General features: G+C 43.5%; 12 protein-coding genes. 6 read left to right on the plus strand and 6 right to left on the minus strand.

The annotated features are described in order from the left end of the window. Positions 1 to 4: 4 nt before the first annotated feature. The 6 genes from OH460_RS12680 (at position 5) to OH460_RS12705 (ending at position 6,912) form a co-directional block, all read left to right on the plus strand. Positions 5 to 649, plus strand: a complete 645-nt coding sequence (locus OH460_RS12680; RefSeq protein WP_269997549.1) for a helix-turn-helix transcriptional regulator — start codon at positions 5 to 7, stop codon at positions 647 to 649. Between the two features lie 122 nt (positions 650 to 771). Beyond that, positions 772 to 1,434: a hypothetical protein gene (locus tag OH460_RS12685; RefSeq protein ID WP_269997551.1), complete on the plus strand. Its 663-nt coding sequence runs from the start codon at positions 772 to 774 to the stop codon at positions 1,432 to 1,434. A gap of 52 nt (positions 1,435 to 1,486) precedes the next feature. After that, on the plus strand, positions 1,487 to 2,164 hold the full coding sequence (locus OH460_RS12690) for a fimbria/pilus periplasmic chaperone (RefSeq protein WP_269997553.1): 678 nt from the start codon (positions 1,487 to 1,489) through the stop codon (positions 2,162 to 2,164). A gap of 44 nt (positions 2,165 to 2,208) precedes the next feature. Then, positions 2,209 to 4,623, plus strand: coding sequence for a fimbria/pilus outer membrane usher protein (locus tag OH460_RS12695; RefSeq protein ID WP_269997555.1), 2,415 nt, complete (start codon positions 2,209 to 2,211; stop codon positions 4,621 to 4,623). Continuing rightward, on the plus strand, positions 4,616 to 5,497 hold the full coding sequence (locus OH460_RS12700) for a hypothetical protein (RefSeq protein WP_269997557.1): 882 nt from the start codon (positions 4,616 to 4,618) through the stop codon (positions 5,495 to 5,497). The genes OH460_RS12695 and OH460_RS12700 overlap by 8 nt, the downstream gene beginning before the upstream one ends. Positions 5,498 to 5,550: 53 nt before the next feature. Further along, the gene (locus OH460_RS12705) at positions 5,551 to 6,912 is read left to right on the plus strand and encodes a GGDEF domain-containing protein (RefSeq protein ID WP_269997558.1); all 1,362 of its coding nucleotides are present in this window, start codon (positions 5,551 to 5,553) and stop codon (positions 6,910 to 6,912) included. 55 nt (positions 6,913 to 6,967) lie between these two features. Here OH460_RS12705 and OH460_RS12710 read toward each other — a convergent pair whose 3' ends face one another. The 6 genes from OH460_RS12710 to OH460_RS12735 all read right to left on the minus strand — a co-directional run bounded on the left by OH460_RS12710 (position 6,968) and on the right by OH460_RS12735 (position 16,534). Then, positions 6,968 to 7,528 (minus strand): sugar O-acetyltransferase, encoded by a 561-nt coding sequence (locus tag OH460_RS12710; protein WP_269997560.1) that lies wholly within the window; start codon positions 7,526 to 7,528, stop codon positions 6,968 to 6,970. A 176-nt stretch (positions 7,529 to 7,704) separates the two neighbouring features. Further along, the gene (locus OH460_RS12715; protein ID WP_269997562.1) at positions 7,705 to 8,703 is read right to left on the minus strand and encodes a LacI family DNA-binding transcriptional regulator; all 999 of its coding nucleotides are present in this window, start codon (positions 8,701 to 8,703) and stop codon (positions 7,705 to 7,707) included. Positions 8,704 to 8,813: 110 nt separating this feature from the next. Beyond that, a complete protein-coding gene (locus tag OH460_RS12720; protein ID WP_269997564.1) occupies positions 8,814 to 10,253 on the minus strand; it encodes a 6-phospho-beta-glucosidase in 1,440 nt (479 codons plus the stop codon). Between the two features lie 277 nt (positions 10,254 to 10,530). Further along, positions 10,531 to 11,661 carry an RHS repeat-associated core domain-containing protein gene (locus tag OH460_RS12725; RefSeq protein ID WP_061032054.1) on the minus strand — a complete coding sequence of 377 codons (1,131 nt, stop codon included), beginning with the start codon at positions 11,659 to 11,661 and terminating at the stop codon, positions 10,531 to 10,533. Continuing rightward, positions 11,651 to 15,343 carry an RHS repeat protein gene (locus OH460_RS12730; protein WP_269997566.1) on the minus strand — a complete coding sequence of 1,231 codons (3,693 nt, stop codon included), beginning with the start codon at positions 15,341 to 15,343 and terminating at the stop codon, positions 11,651 to 11,653. Before OH460_RS12730 ends, OH460_RS12725 begins: the two co-directional genes overlap by 11 nt. A gap of 63 nt (positions 15,344 to 15,406) precedes the next feature. Next, positions 15,407 to 16,534: a hypothetical protein gene (locus tag OH460_RS12735; protein WP_333482707.1), complete on the minus strand. Its 1,128-nt coding sequence runs from the start codon at positions 16,532 to 16,534 to the stop codon at positions 15,407 to 15,409. Between the last annotated feature and the right edge of the window lie 377 nt (positions 16,535 to 16,911).

The following is a 16,911-nucleotide window of genomic DNA, read 5'->3' on the forward strand; positions in this document are numbered from 1 at the left end:
ATTTATGTCACAACCCCTTTCTGCTCCATATGTATGTGTAATCACACGAGATCCAGTGTTAGCTAGGCTCATTCGGGATATTGTTAAATACTCATTTCCATTGCATCAATTTCAAGCTCTAGACTCATTCTCTGAGCTCGAGATTAATTACAAAGGCATTGTTATTTATGACAAAAAAACCATACCTATGCCAGATCGATGTGGTGTGTCAGTCGTCAAAAGAGCAGATAGATGGATAGCGATCAACACAATATGCTCTTCTTGCTACGATTATTTGCAGCTAGGGTTTTGCGGCCAAGTAGAAATAAGTCACTTTGAATTTTTACCTCGCGCAATCAAAGCAGTACAAGATGGAGACTTATGGTTCCCGCGTCATGTAATGGAAAGCTTCATTATAGATAGATGTGTGAGCAACAGTATTATAACGCCTATTTCTATTACCGAAAAAGTAACATCAAAGTTCAGCCTTACAAAAAAAGAAAAGCGAGTTTTTGAATTAATGCTCCAAGGTTTTTCCAACATTCAAATAGCAAAAGATACAAATGTAAGTATAAATACTGTGAAAACACATGCTTACAACGTCATGTCTAAACTAGATGTTCATTCTCGGCATGAACTATTTATCAAGGCTCATGAATTAACAATTTAAAATTAGCACTCTTTTCATACTTTTTAATTAAGCATATCACCCACCGTTGCGAGGCATATATCTTAACAACAAATTATTATCTAGTTGTTGTCGGTAATAACACAGGTAATGAGGGAATAATTATGAAAAAGTTAATGATAGCAGTAGCGGTAGCAGGAGTGATGTTTAGCGTAAATAGTGTTGCTGCACCAAATGGCGCATCTCCAGTAAGCTTTCAGGAGGTTGGGTTTCAATACAGCAATGATGCTCTGTTTGCTAATGCAAGTAACAGCGATGGTGCATATATTCGTATGGAAGGCACTATCCCACAACGTTGTGTGCTCAACTTACAGGCAGAAGGGCAAGCAGACTCAGTAAATGGCGATATCCGTTTAACAGGCATGCTCGATGATAGTAAAAACACAATACTAGGTCTAACGAGTAAACCTGTAGCTAAGCTTCGCGCGTGGTGTAACTACGGAAAATCAATGGATGTCGATATGACCGCAACACCATTCAAAATGACTCGTTTTGGCATGGCTATTGGTAAAGAGCGCATCGATTACACATTACAAGCAAATCAAACTGATGTTTTCGATACGAGTAATGCAAGTGATGGCCGATTCGGCCATACAACAGGCAACTTCAAAGTCAAATGGAGCGGTAAGCATCAAGAAAACAAAATTGCTGAAATTCCTCTTTCTATCACAACAGAAGGTGCTGCTTTAGCAAGAGCAGGTAACTATCGCTCAACTGTGTATGTGAAACTCCAAGCAAAAACTTGTCACGCATTTTGCGGATTTTAGTTCATAAATTCGAGCCCACTCAAGTGGGCTCTTGTCACCAAGGAAGGGCTTTATGAAAAACTTCATTTTATTTATCCACCTATTACTCTTCCAAACCGTTGCTTTCAGCTACGAAATTACGCCCATGTATCAAGAAATGAATGAATTCGGCAGAAAAGCACTGACAAGCTACACCATCAATAATACTCAAGACCGTTCACTTCCAGTCGAAGTGGTCGTATACGATGTGACCTATGACGAAACAGGAGAAGTGCTCACGCTCAATGAAGACAGCTTTTTAATTCTACCTCCTCAAATTATGGTTAACCCCTTAAGTTCACAAAAAATTCGAGTTCGTTATATCCCAAGTGACGCACTCACCACGACAAAATTGTATCGAATTGAATTCAACGAATTAGAAGTGAAAGGCCAAGAAGATAAAGAAAGTAAAATCAAAACACTACTGAGTTTTTCAACCCTCGCCTTTGTCTCACCAAACGCCTTAGAACCAACAATGAAAACCTCGCTCAAAGACAACAATATCATCGTTGTTGAAAACACAAGTAAAGTGCTCATCAACCTACTTCAATCAGTGTTCGAACTACAGACCAGTAATGGAAAAAAGGATCTTCCTTGGAATGAGATTGATACAAAAATAAGTGGTTACTTGATGCCTGGTGCGATCGCTTATTACCCAATCCCAAAGACTCTTGGCAATGTTACTGCCGTTTCTATAAAGCAAGAAAAATAGCACTGAATTGAAAGACTCGGTATTTTTGATATTAGGAGGGGAACATGACCCGATTTTATACAACCCTCCTGTGCATCTCTTTATGTTTATTTGTAGAGCCGAGCGCTTATGCCACTGATTGGCTATTTCCATTCCCAATCAACTATCTCGGCTCAACGGTCGGAGAAATCGATGCTTTTTCTGATGGTAAGACCGTATCTAAAGTAAACAGCGTTCAATTGCATACTCTTATTGGTCCTGCCCTATCAACAGAAGTATCAGGCAAACTATCTACATACAAAGATAACTTTATTCCAATTGATGTCCTTGAAGGCTGGGGAGTTTTACTCTCTTTCTCCTCATCTGATATGGAGATTACATTGTCTTTTGTTCAAGATGCTAGAAAAGAGCAGACTCTGACATTCAATGCACCTTATTCTCCCCCTATCTATTCAAAATCATCATTTTTCACCAATATTAATAACTTGAACTTTGGCGTCTCTGATACACAAGGAGTCGAAACTCAAAGTGACGAACAACAATGGAATATTGAGTGGTTATCTACAGGTAACTTTGCTGGTGCTCGTGGAGTGAATTATAAGCTTTCAGGGTATTTTGATGGCGGAACCGATGACGAACAAACCTTCTATCGTGGTGATATATCTGCCTTTGTCGACCGCGCAGATGTCCCTTATCGCTTAACTTTTGGCGACCAAGTTAACAGCACATCGGGGCATCTACCAAGTGAGCAATTTGGTGGAATTGGTTTTGAACGCAATTACTCAGCATTGCAGCCGAATCGCAGTATTCAAGTTGGCGGTACACAAGCACTCATCCTAGAAGAATCAGCCGACATTGACCTCTACATTAACGGTTCTTACATCACTGAATTTCGTTTACCTCCAGGCCGTTACCAATTAGACGACTTACCGCTTTCTTCGGGAAGCAACGATGTTCGCTTGGAAATTGAATATCAATCAGGTCGAACTGATTCCATTCTCTACAGCGTGTTCTACAACTCTAAACTACTCAAAGAGGGGATATCTGATTTTGGTGTGTACCTTGGTGCCCCTTCTGAAATTGAAGACAACCGCTATGAATACGATACTGGGAGTCTTATTTCCACCGCCTACTATGACTATGGATTAACCGACTATTTGACGCTTGGGTTGAATGGATTCTATCACAAGGATGGTTTCATATTAGGAGGCATAACTACCCTTGGGACAACGCTGGGTAATATAGGCCTGCGGCTCTCTGGCAGCCAATCCAGCGAGTATGACGAAACAGGTTACATCGCTAGTTTGGATTACGCAGCCTCCCTTTGGGACCAGAATAACTACAGTGCACCCAACTTGCGTATTGCCCTTGAATCTTATGATTCCTTTTCCTATCAACCTTGGACTGAAGAGGGTTCTACTGGTCATTCGGCAGCCGTCAGTTATACCTTTGGCATTACCGACGATATTTACTTATCCGTTTCATACAACCTAGATAAAGAAAGTGGCTACGATACTGAATGGAGTGCAGAAGCTTCAACATCTTGGTCTTATTCAAATGTTGTTATTGGCTTGGGTGTCACTCACGAAGAAGATCCGAACGAGGGAACTTCAAATACTGAAGGTGTGGTTTCGGTCGACTGGACTTGGAGTTCAGATGATGGTCAATACTCTGCAGATCTCGGTTACGCTAGTGACACTGAAGTATTAAGAGCCAACTTCAGCAAACCGAGTAAAAACCAAGTTGGTCAATATGGTTACGCGTTATCTGCAGACGTTGAATCTGATCAGGGCCAATATCAGGTGCGTGGCGATTATGTGAGTAACCGAATTCGCTACGACGGTGACATCACCTACTACAACGCCACCGAGTCTGAAGACACCGTAGTCACCTCATTTAGACCAAGCACAGCGTTTAACATTAGCGACGGCGCTTTATCTTGGTCGCGACCGATATACGGTGCGGCAGCAGTCGTACAAGTTCACGACACCTTAGAATCTGAAGTACTGATCAACAGTGATGACAACGACAAAGCCGAAGCTATCTCTTCAAAAAGTCTCAATAATGCCGTGAGCCTTTCAACCGCTCATACCTCTCAAAGCTTTACAGTGTATGCACCCGATGCTCCGATTGGCTACGACATTGGTAACTACTTCTACAACGTTACTCCAGGCGCGTACACCAGCCATATTTTCACTGTTGGCTCAGACGCATCTAAAACTGTTATTGGCAGGTTGAGCTTAGATGATGGGAAACCGTTGTCACTAACTCAAGGTTACTTCATCAACGATACGGGTGATTCCACCCCATTTTTCACTAATAAAGGGGGTCGGTTCGTTGTAGAAGGGATCCGCAGCGGGCACTACAAGATTCAAACCATGGACTCAGAGATTGCGGGACACATGAACATCCCGGAATCAGAGGACAACTTAATTCGTCTTCCAGAGATTCAACTCATACAAGGAGCGAACCATGAATAAAAAAAACTCGATGAAAACAGTGCAATGGTTATTATCGTCAACTCTACTTGCGTCAGTTCTTGCATCACCCTCAACCGCTTTTGCTGCGAATTGCACAGGCGTCTGGGACATTACTCAATTAAGCAGTGCACCGATCGAATTTGATAAATCAGGATATGCCAATATCCGATTTGAGTTGAAAAAACTTCGTTCTAAAGCTGAACAATGCGCACTAAAATCTGTGCGTTTAAAAGTGCTCGACCGTCCAAAAGCTTCACATATTCACTTCATTAATCAGAATCAAACCATGTTGTCCTATGACCCAAAAGAGCGTGAATATTTACTGAACTCTCAACACAATCGTCCGGTTCGCTTTTCGTTGGTCGACCCCAAAGCAAAAATCAGCTACGCAGCGAAATATGCGGTGCCATTTCTCGTCAAATTACAGTTCGAAAATGACCAGGTCCTTACACTATCAGCGAACGCAAACTACAAAGTTAAGTCATTCGTTTCTTTAGCTTGGTCAGGCAAAGGCAACAGTTTTCAGAAAACAACATCAGGGTATCGCTGGGCTTTAGGCGTTCTATCAAACAACAAGCGCTACCAAACCGATTTTGTAATCAGTTCAAATTCACGCACCGAGCTATGGGTAAAACCAAAGCATCATCAATTAGTTAACTCTCAAAACCCTGAATGGACGATTGACTACAAGCTTACCGTTGATGGAATTGAATTATCACCAACGCATCAAATGCTTCCGATAAAGCGTTATTCAAGTGGAAGACACAACATCCCTCTTGATTTAAGAATCACTGGCAATACAAACCTATCGCGAGCAGGACATTACAAAGAAGAGCTACAGGTACAAGTAAAAGCCATAGACCCCATTTATTGAATGGACTTATGAACTATCACAGGCTTCGAGCTATAGAGACAAGGGTGAACCATATGAATATATTGACATTCATGATTAAACAACGCCACTGGATAATAGCCTGTGCGACACTTTGCATCTTATGTTTGCATACTGGTGATATTAGAAGGTTGATTGGGTTTATTGAAAAAGACCAACAACATAGAACTCAGCTCATCCAGTTTCTGGTCCAAAACAATGTATCTCGAACTCTCGAAATGTTAGGGACAACACTTTCATCTTCCCCCAACCATATCGACATCGACCGCTTGAAGGACATCCTTCATAGATCATCATCTTCACTCCATGAAAGTGACTACCACACCATTGCTCACCGCTTTGGCATAAGCAACGAATCTTCTTTGTTCGCCGATGCTATCAAGCGTGGCCGTACACTATGGGCGCTAGACTATGACCAAGCCACCTTTCAAGTACATTTAGTCGCAGGTAATGTACAACCACCCAATTATTTTGAAACCCACTTTGACTTAAATTCCTACTTCCCGCACATCGATTCTGCAGCAAATACCATTTTAGTGATTGAAACGGAACAGCATGAGTTTTTCCTGCCCTCTGGAGAGCCTGCTAGCGTCGCATTTGATAACAACCGTAATCAATGGAGTGCTGATTCAACCTTTCACTTCACTGAAATGCGCATCGGAAGCTTACCTTTTTTTAGACTCAGCACAGATGATCGGTACTTTCATCTAATCACTGTCAACTTACCTCAACTGAACGCAAAGTTACTCGTGTTCGACAATATGACAACCTCGGTAGTAGAAGTCATAAGCTCACTAAAAAACCTTATTGAAGTCATGCTCATACTGGGTTTGCTCTACTTATTGACGCAAGCGTTTTCTCGATATCAAGAAAGAACAGCTCAAGCACTAGAGTCTGACAGTCTCACAGGGCTTAAAAACCGACTCTATCTTGAAAGCGCAAATTCACGCATCGCTCAAAACCAACAACCAGAACAACCGAGGTGCGTGGGTGTGATTGCCATTGACCTTGACCACTTTAAGATGGTCAATGATAAGTACGGCCATCACATAGGTGACTTAGTTTTAATTCGAGTCAGTGAAATCCTAATAGAAAGTGTTCGAAAAAACGATGAGTGCTACCGAATTGGCGGTGATGAATTTATTGTCATTATTAAAGCCGAGAAACAGTCAGACATCGTAAAACTAGCCGACCGTATTAGGTCAAAGGTTTCGAACGACCCTCAACTAAATAGTATGGTCCATGGTGGAATTTCGGCATCATTGGGGCTTGTTGACTTATCTACTGGACAATCCATCAAAGAAGCGATTATCTGTGCCGATGAATTATTGTACCAAGCGAAAAACAAAGGAAGAAACTTGGTACAAAGTTCAATTCGACCGACTATGACTACGTGAAAAATAGCGGAGTAAAGGTATTGATAGGAAATAAAAGCTATCAATATAGCTAAGATCAGGTGTTGTCAATTGGCTTCAAAACTCGGCACGGGTTACCGACCGCAACCACATTATCTGGAATATCTTTGGTCACCACACTGCCAGCGCCAATCACGCTGTTTTTACCAATGTTCACGCCAGGGCAAATGATCACACCTGCGCCAATCCAAGCATTGTCACCAATCGAAATTGGCGTACCGAACTCCACACCTTCGTCAACACGACTCTTCACATCAAGCGGATGTCCAGCTGTTAACACCTGAACATTAGGCGCGAACAACACATTGTCGCCAATCGTGACTTCCGCGACATCCAAAATCACGCTGTTAAAGTTAGCGTAGAAATTCTTACCCAGTTTGATGTTTGAACCGTAGTCACAACGAAATGGCGGCTCTAAATAGGCACCTTCAGAGTCAGGAATCAGCGTATTAATCGCCGTGCGCCACTCTTCGGTATCTGGAATGCTGTTATTGAGTTTTTGCAATACCTTACGACACTCGATTCGCTCGCTATATAGCTGCTCGTCCCATGCTAAATAAGGCTCACCAGCCAGCATTTTTTGTTTTTCTGTTTTCACGTTACTTACCTACTCTTTCACATTACTTACCTAATAATGGTCAACACATCGACCAAAAAACGCAATATCGCACATCTAATAAAACGGAGTAAGCAAGGTTTGAGCTCGATTTCAGAGATGTGTAGCCCATCACTTTTTGTAGGCTAAATATGAAATCGACTCTCTGTTAATTGAGCTTAAATACGCTGAGCGACTGAATCACGAATCACTAAACTGCCCGTCGTATCCAAGGCTTGTGCTTGCTCGCTTTCACCGACGATTTGCAGAATCGCTTTTTGCGTCATTTGCTCAAGTGGGACGCTCACAGAGGTTAAACTTGGTGTTAAAAACTTACCCACTTTGCTGTTATCAAAACCGACGATAGAGATATCTTGAGGTAAAGAATATCCCAGCTCAGTTAATGCCTTAATCGCGCCAATCGCCATGTCATCGTTCTCAGACAGAATTGCAGTGAAGCTTGCTTTGCTTTCCACTAAAGCTTGCGCGGCACGGTAACCACTCTCCATCGTCCAATCACCTTGAGCAACGTTAGTTTCGTTTAGCTTAATATCGTGCTTGGTGAGCACATCTTGATAGGCTTGATAACGCTGTTCATCGGTCGACGAGCCTGCTTTACCACGAATCACTGCAATGTTTTTATGACCCTGCTCGATGATGTGTTCAACCATCAAACAAGCACTTTGGTAATGGTCTGTGGTGATTGCATGATTGGGCTTCGAAGGCATTTCTCGGTTGAGCACCAGAATCGGCGTATCAGTGCTTTCGATAATCTGCGCTATCTCACTTTCAGTTAAACATTGCGGATAAATGATGATGCCGGCGCATTTCATGTCGAGTAGGAAATTGATCGCCTTCCTTTCGTCTTCAGCACTGTGTTTACCATCGGTGATAACCAGTTGGTGATTCGATTTTTCGCTATAAGAAGCCGCGTGATACATCAAGGAGGAGAAGTAAGGGCCGTTGAACAGCTCATTAGTGATAACAAAACCGATGAAGTTGGTCTTCTTGGTCGCCAATTGCTGAGCTAGCAGGTTTGGTCGATAGCCCGTTTCTTGAATCGCATCAAAGACCTTTTTCACCACATCTGGGCGCACGATATTCTTGCCATTTAAGACGCGAGAAACCGTCGACTTTGATACACCCGCGCGGTTCGCGACATCAAGCATTGTGACCATTCGCTTCTTTTCCTCATATAAAAAATTAGCCGACATAGGCCGACTAATTTAATGCTAATTCATATTGCGTATAACTTTATATTACGTGTAACTACGCAGCACAACGCATTCTAAATAGTGGCACCGTTAGATGCAATCACACCTTTATACCACTCGAACGACTTCTTGCGTTTGCGCTCTAAAGAACCAGATTGATCGTTGTGCTTATCTACGTAAATGAATCCATAGCGCTTTTTCATTTCGCCCGTGGTAAACGACACCAAATCGATGCAGCCCCAAGGGGTGTAGCCCATGAGATCAACGCCATCAATCGCAACAGCTTTTTTCATCTCTTTGATGTGATCGCCAAGGTAGGCAATGCGGTAGTCATCATTGATGCTGCCATCTTCTTCAATGGTGTCGACCGCGCCAAAACCATTTTCAACGATGAACAAAGGCACTTCATAACGCTCATAAAGGGAAGCTAAACAGAAACGCAGACCCGTTGGATCAATTGGCCAGCCCCAGTCGCTCGACTTAATAAACGGGTTATCAACCGAGTTTTCATGACCGCCGTCCATCGCTTCATCAGTAGACTGGTGAGAAGACGAGTCCAAGGTGTTTGACATGTAGTAGCTAAAGCCAAGGTAATCCGCTTTGCCTTCTTTCAAGATCTGCTCATCTTCAGGCTGCATTTCAATATTAAAACCTTTGATGGCCCAATCACGTTTTGCGTAGCTTGGGTAATGACCGCGAACCATAACATCTGAGAAGAAGTAGCGATCACGCATTGCTTGCTGTGCCACCATGATGTCTTCGGGTTTTGAAGAGCGAGGGTAAAAAGGCACCATCGCACACATTGCACCGATCTGAAGATCTGGGTTGATCTCGTGGCCTTTCTTCACCACCAGCGCACTCGCAACAAATTGGTGATGAACTGCTTGATACATAGCTTCTTGCGGCTTTTCGCACTGCGGGAATTTCACGCCAGAGCATAACCAACCGAAGATGTCTGCCGAGGTGTTCATCTGGTTATTAATCTCGTTAAACGTCATCCAGTACTTCACTTTGTGCTGATAACGCTCCATCACTGTGGTTGAGTACTTAACAAAGAAATCGATCACTTTACGGTTCATCCAGCCGCCGTATTCTTTGGCTAGATGGTAAGGCATTTCAAAGTGGCTCAGTGTCACAACTGGCTGAATATCGTATTTCAGAAGCTCATCAAATAGGTCATCGTAAAACGCCAAACCCGCTTCACACGGTTCAGCTTCATCGCCGTTCGGGAAGATTCGTGTCCACGCAATGCTGGTGCGGAAGCACTTAAAGCCCATCTCAGCAAATAACTTAATGTCTTCTTTGTAGCGATGGTAGAAATCAACCGCCACTTGGTTTGGGTAGTTTTCGCCGTCGATCACGCCATCGGTGATTCGACGTTGTACACCATGAGCGCCCGCTGTTAATACATCAACAACACTCACACCTTTACCATTCGCATCCCAGCCGCCTTCTAGCTGATGCGCCGCAACCGCGCCACCCCATAAAAAATCGTTTGGAAATTCGTTGTTCATACCATCACTCGCTACAAGTTATTCGCTAGAAAATAGATAGGTTTAAGATAACAAACTTAAAAGCTGCAACTCTGAAACCGATTTCAAGATGTAATAAAGATACACATTGAAACCGGTTTCAACAACTGTTTTTGATCTTTTTTTGATCACAAAGTGAATCTAAGGGAAGTGCTCATGATTTACAGCTAACGTTCAAAAACGCCAATACTAAATACAAAAAAACCAGCTCAACTAAGGTTGGGCTGGCTTTACATTGTTCAAGAAAAAATAGAGCAGGCTAAGACAATGGCAATTGACGGATCATTTGTTGAACCTCATTACCATATTTTATGCGCTGTCTGGTCTCTTCAAGCGCGTACATTTGAGTCTTCTTCGCTGCAGGATTAACACTTCGGCCTTCGGTTACCATATTATCCGCTGATGACTTTTCCTGATCTAATCGCCCAGGTATCGTTTTCACCGTAGACCAGCCCAAACTGCCAATCGAGCGCGCCGTCATTATGCCTTGATAAATTGTATAACCTCGTGCACTCACCTTTACTTGCCCAAGGAGGATCTTAGTGTAGCCGCCATGAATCGGAGGAGGCGTGTACGTCATTGTCTTGCCGCCCTGAGTCATTCTGGTCGCAATCACCTGCCCCTCAGAACTCCCTATTCGCATTGCTGGGTTCGTTTTATTGGCCCATGCCACATTATACTCACCGGAAGGTCTGATTTTATTCATCAAGCGAGAACCTAGGCCTGGCTGTGTGACATCTTCCAAAGCACCACCTGCTCTTACCCAACGCAGATTCTGAACCGATTTATAGGCCGAATATCCACCACTCACTACACCAATAATATCGAATGGGATCGTCGCTATATCGAGTTTGCGGGAAATGTCCCCATCATCAATCACACCAGACGCAATTTGTAATGCACCGCTGGTCATTCCTGCAATACCGCCGATGATGCCCGCAGCTAATACTAAACTTGAGCCACCAGTAGGCGCGGCCAATGCAATGCCAACTATCCCGGCAAGCACACCAAAAGCACCAAATAAGATCTTGCTGATATTCAGGTGGCCACTTGGATCGGTGAAGTTAATAGGATCATTGTGACAATACACATAAGCGTTATGCACACCCTCATTAAAAGGCGCCAAACTGTCGGGGGCATTGAAGCGCATCAGCTTAGGCTGGTAGACGCGATAGCCTTGACCTAAGTGATAACCTTGCAACACAGGGTCTAGCCACTCACCATTGAAGCCAATGTCTGAGTGAGAGATTGCCATCGACTGCGCCATCGCTAAACGAACTGAAGTCGGTAGCAAGGATATGCCACCAGCCACTGCAGCAGTTTGACCAATTTTAATCAGAAACTGACGGCGATTAAGTGGGGTAATAAATACCGAGTCTTTATTCTTCATTTGCATTCCCCGCTTGCTCACGTTGTCCATATGGAGAGTAACGGTACGTTGAGCCCGTTTTTCCTGAAGTATTAGAGGCAACGACAGATCCATTTTGATCGGTCGCTAACAGATTTGTATCCGAACCTGACTCTGACCATATTGGGACCCCTTCGTGATAGATATACTGAGTCAGTGTGCCGTTTTCCTCTATTGCTGAGAGGTCACCCCATAGATAACTAAAGTGGCGAGATTCAGATGGCGACAGCTGAGCCGAAAGTCGGTCATTACTGTCATAGTGGTAAAGCCATTCAGTATTGTCCGCAAACACGCGTCGTAGGCGGTCGAAGTTGTCATACTCGAGCACGCGACCATCCGCATCTTGAGTCATGTTGCCATTCAAGTCGTACTCGATTGATACTTGGCTATCCAGTTGTGGATGAGAGTGAGTAATACTGGTCAACCGACAAGGGTCATCCGACTCGTAAAAATAACGAGCAAAATCTTCAGATTCAGCCGTCAATGTACGTTGGGTCAACATGTTACCCAACTCGTCGTAGCTCCACTCAATTGAAGTCATTGGCTGTCCCCAATCACTCAAAGGTCCCGTCCCAAAGAATTCAACCTTAGTAAGCTGAGCAAGCTCGTCATAGGTATAGCTTTCTGACAGGTTGCCTAATGTCGCACACTCTTTTGTACGAGAATCGAGCAAGCCTAGCGCGTTATATTCTTGTGATTGCTCAAAGATATAATGGTCGTTCAAGGCAATAGCGCGGTTCACTTCTCGACTGTATTCATCCCACTCAAGCTCGGTGATTTGAGTTTGATTTCCAGACACCAAGGTTTCGACAATCACACGATCAAACTCGTCATACTCGTAATAAACCGTTGTCGAGTTTGAGCTCAGCTTCACCAAGCGTCCTAGTTCATCATAACCATACTGTCGAGTATCCGTGTCGCCATCAATGGCAGCGATAACCCCACCATCCGAATAGCTGTAGTAACGAATCTGTCCTTCGTTCACCTCAACTTCAGGTAACCCCTTCGACGAATAGGTAATGGTACTTTGATTGCCTTCACTATCTTGACTCCCGGTTTGCAAGCCGGATATTGGGTCATGACTATAGTTAGCAACCTGCCCATCAGACGATTTCGCACTCAACACACCCAGCTGACTATCGCGAGTAAACTTACGCACCGGCGCTGACAAGCTAGTTTCGGTTTCAGGAATATTACTGCTGTCTGAGTAGGACCAACTCAACGCCGCTTGAGTACTCGCACCGCGTCGCAGTGTTCGCTGACGCCCTAAGCCATCAATGTCACGTTTCCCCACCGTTGTCCCGCCAATCTTTAGGTCTATAACCTGTGACTGATCGGTATGCTCAGCATAGGTGATGTCGTGATCGACACCGTTCGCTTGAGTCATGCGAATCACGCGATCAAAACGGTCGTAATGGTAGTGCTTGGAATGAGCAAGTGGGTTGGTTTCTTTGATCAGCCTTCCCCACGAGTCATACTCATAATTCCAGCTATGGATCCCTTGCTCTTTTTTATCTTCAAGGCCCCAAGTGTTTAGAGAGCTGACCGTCATGGTTAAGCCTTCAATACCCTGAGTTTTCTTACGCGATGCAAGGTTGTTAAATTCAACGCGACGTTTTCCGTTCGCAAGTAGTGTCGATTTAACTTGCCCCCAGTCATCGTATTCATAGCTCTCGGTCAGCACCACAGGTGCCGATCTAGAATTACGATCAGGCAGTACATCGTAGGTACTCTTACTTTGTAGTCTGCCGAACGCATCGTACATTTTTGTCCATACGACTGAGTTGCCAACCTTGGCTTCTAATTCTCGCCCTTGACCATCCCAACTCTGTTCACACAAATTACCTTTGCAGTCTGTTAACAACAGAGTTTGTCGGCTCAAACCTGTATCAACAAGGTATTGGTACGAACGGGATGCACTTCCTTCAATACGCTCTTCGGTGGTTCTTCGCAGCGTGTCATACGCAAATGAACAACTGACACCATCCGAGTCGACATGTCGCGCTAACTCGCCAATATCAAGGTAGTGACCGACAACAAGGTTGGTTTTCGTATTATCATGACAAGTCAGTTCTTCGTGTTCTTCAAGGACATCATTATCCAGTGCATACTGATAGCGCGAAGTGGCAGAATAGACACCATTAGGATGAAGGATGTCATTTTGCACCGAAGCCAGTCGACTAAATGAATAGGTATCACGCGTATCAGTTTGATAGGCATAATGAGTTTGGTAGCGTTGCGTATCTTCTTCTAAGCTCAGCACCACGTCTCGCTGACCATTTAAACCCTCTAGAGAAGCATACTGGTATGCGATCACTCTTTGTTCTGAGCCATTGTCTAACGTGCGAGACTTGACGAAATTCACCATGCCCGTTGGTGATGCCGGACAGCCCGTCTCACCATTTTTAGCATAGTATTCATAGTGTTCCGTAATACTATTCTCGTCGACAAATCTAAGCATGTTGCCGTATTCATCATAGTCCCAGAATCTATTTTGAGCTTGGCTATCCGATCCAGAAAACCAGATCTGCTCCTCTTTACTGATCAATGAGTACTGAGCGGGTTGAGCGGAAAACTCTTGATTATCAAGGGCGGGATAGTCCAACCTTTTCAAATGAACAAGGTTGCCATCGACGTGTCGAGCTTCTTCAACAAGTAAGTGGAATTGGTTGTAGGTTTGAGCAGTGACAATAGAGCCATTTTCAATTTTTTGTACGCGATAGCTGTACTCTCTGCCGCGCTCCAGCAAATTATCAAGCCCTTCGCTCAACTCGCCACCAGGCGATCCGTACCCCATAAAATTACGACTATCGGTACCAATGCTGTCATAGGTTGTCGTAATGATAGGAGAGTTGAGAGTCAGCACATCATGAGCAGTCACCGCAGGTAGATAGGTCATCGAATTAATTCGAATACCATCGGCTCGGTATCTTAGCCTTTCAGTCAAACCGCAAGGATGGACCACTTCATCAATTAACGTGTACGAACCAATATCTTGATAGCCAAAGCCATAGCTACCCGCACGCTCGGGTAAATTGCATTGAACCAGCTTACTGTTGTTTAACGTAAGACTAAAAAAGGCTTCATGGGTGCTGCCAATATTGGTAAAAATGTTTATGCGCCCTGCGCTCACATATTCAACCCACAGCAGTGCCGTTTGCTTATCTGTTCTGTCGTCCCAAACTTTGTCCAAGCGCTTCTTGCCGCCAACATTGAGCCAAGAAAAGTAGAGGGCATGTCCATTACTTTGAACTACCTTAATGATATTGCCATCTTTATCTAGAATATCAGTACGGCCATTTTTATAAGTAATTTCGTAACCATTCGCACTAGACGATACCGAAAAATCGAGCAACTTTTTGTAGCGAATACTCATTTCTAGATTGGCATTTAATTCGGCGCGATAGGATTGTCCATTGGCCAGATAGAGTTGTTTGTTTTCAATATCGTATCGCGGGAGATTCAACTTCCAGCCTTTACCAAAACCAAGGTTGTCGGCTGAGTAAGGAGAGAATTGAATGGAGATGTCGAGGTTTGGTCCCTTGAGCCAGTTACCAATAAGAGAGCCAAGTAAGATTTGGTATGAGTAGCTTCTGGTTCTTTGGTCTACGCCGCCCGAACAAAAGCTATCAAAGTTAAAAGCATTTGAAGTCCAATTAGACATAAATTTCCCCTAAAGTGGATGAGTTAGCCCAAATGGTTGAGCTAACTCTGTTTTGTTCGAATGTTATTGGCTAACTAGGGTCCAACGGGTGTAATCCCATTTCTGACCACCACCAGTAAATTCACTTTGAGGATAAGTAAGCTTCAATGGTCCCTTGTTACCGTATTGGTCAAATACAGTAAATCGGTACTCCTTTTGCGAATCGTTGTTTGATGTTGCGTTATTCGAATATAACAGCTTGCTAAGAGTCACTGATCTCAGCTGTTGGTTAACACGCCACACAGCAGTTCTGCCTTCACCATAAGCACTATTCCAAACATACTCGTCAGAGACATTGCGCTCTGAACCTGGAACAAATATATAACCTTTCACAGAGCGATTATCGTCTGGGCAATCTGAGTAGCAGCCCAACCATTCATCGTTTAGGAACACTTTATCGCTATCCGACTCGTCAAAGTTATCCATAGCAACCTGAACCAGTTGAACGGACGTATCTTTCGGCGTCACATAAAAGTTACGCATCTCTGCTTTATCAAAATAGAACCCGTCGGCATTGGCTTCTTCCCACACCAACTCACCTTCTCCAAGCTCAGAAAAGTCAGCAGCACTGTAAGACTTAGGCTGCACGCTTTGGTAGAACGCACTGCTTTCATTCGGGAAGGCACAGCTATCGTAGTAATTGTTGTCATACTGGCTTCCGGCATCGAACTTAACCTTCATACACACTTCACGATATTGAGCGACTTCGTTGCTATACACCCAAGCGGTTAATTTAGTATCACTTGCTGAAACACGAGACGTAGGAAGGGTTTTCGAGTAACCGTAACTGCTGCCCATTTGGTGAGAGTAGTCATTTGGATTCAACGTGTATCCCCAACAACCTCTTCCGTAACTGCAGTCTTTATCTTTGCCTAACTCCTGCCCACTATTCTTTAGGTAAAAAGATATCGCCCCCTCTAAGTCACTCTTAGATACGGTCACTGGTCTGCCGTAGCTATCCGCAAAAGAAACAGAAACGCTGAGTTTTGACTGCATTCTTCCGTTAGCATAAAAAGGCATTGGTACACCATTGCTTTCATTATGATCAGCTGTCAGATCATCGTCGACCACATGATAATCACCATTAATGGCAGCAACACTTACATTAGAAAAAACACACGCCGACATTGCTAATAACAATGACTTCTTCATCGATAACTTCATAGTATTGACCCTCAACATTATTCGTTAAGAAATTAAATAAAAAGCACAGTTATCTTTAGATATGACAGTTTTTTGATAATTAAATCATCTTAAGGTCTTTGCCTTATTTAATGTTCACATCATCAAATTTGTAAACGCCATTGACCATTCCGATAACCATTACTTACAACCCATTTAATTGATTAAACGGACATCGCCAAGTTAATTAATCACCTTAGCAATGTAAAATTTCTAAATATTGAAAAGCCTAACTAAGATATAAAACAAACTTACAAACTATCCAAAAATAAAACAACAAGTTACATTGATTTAAATATTAATAGTTCAACAATATTCAAGTACTCACTCACCCCCACAACAAAGAA

This window comes from Vibrio sp. Makdt, from assembly GCF_027587015.1.
Lineage (GTDB): Bacteria > Pseudomonadota > Gammaproteobacteria > Enterobacterales > Vibrionaceae > Vibrio > Vibrio chagasii_B.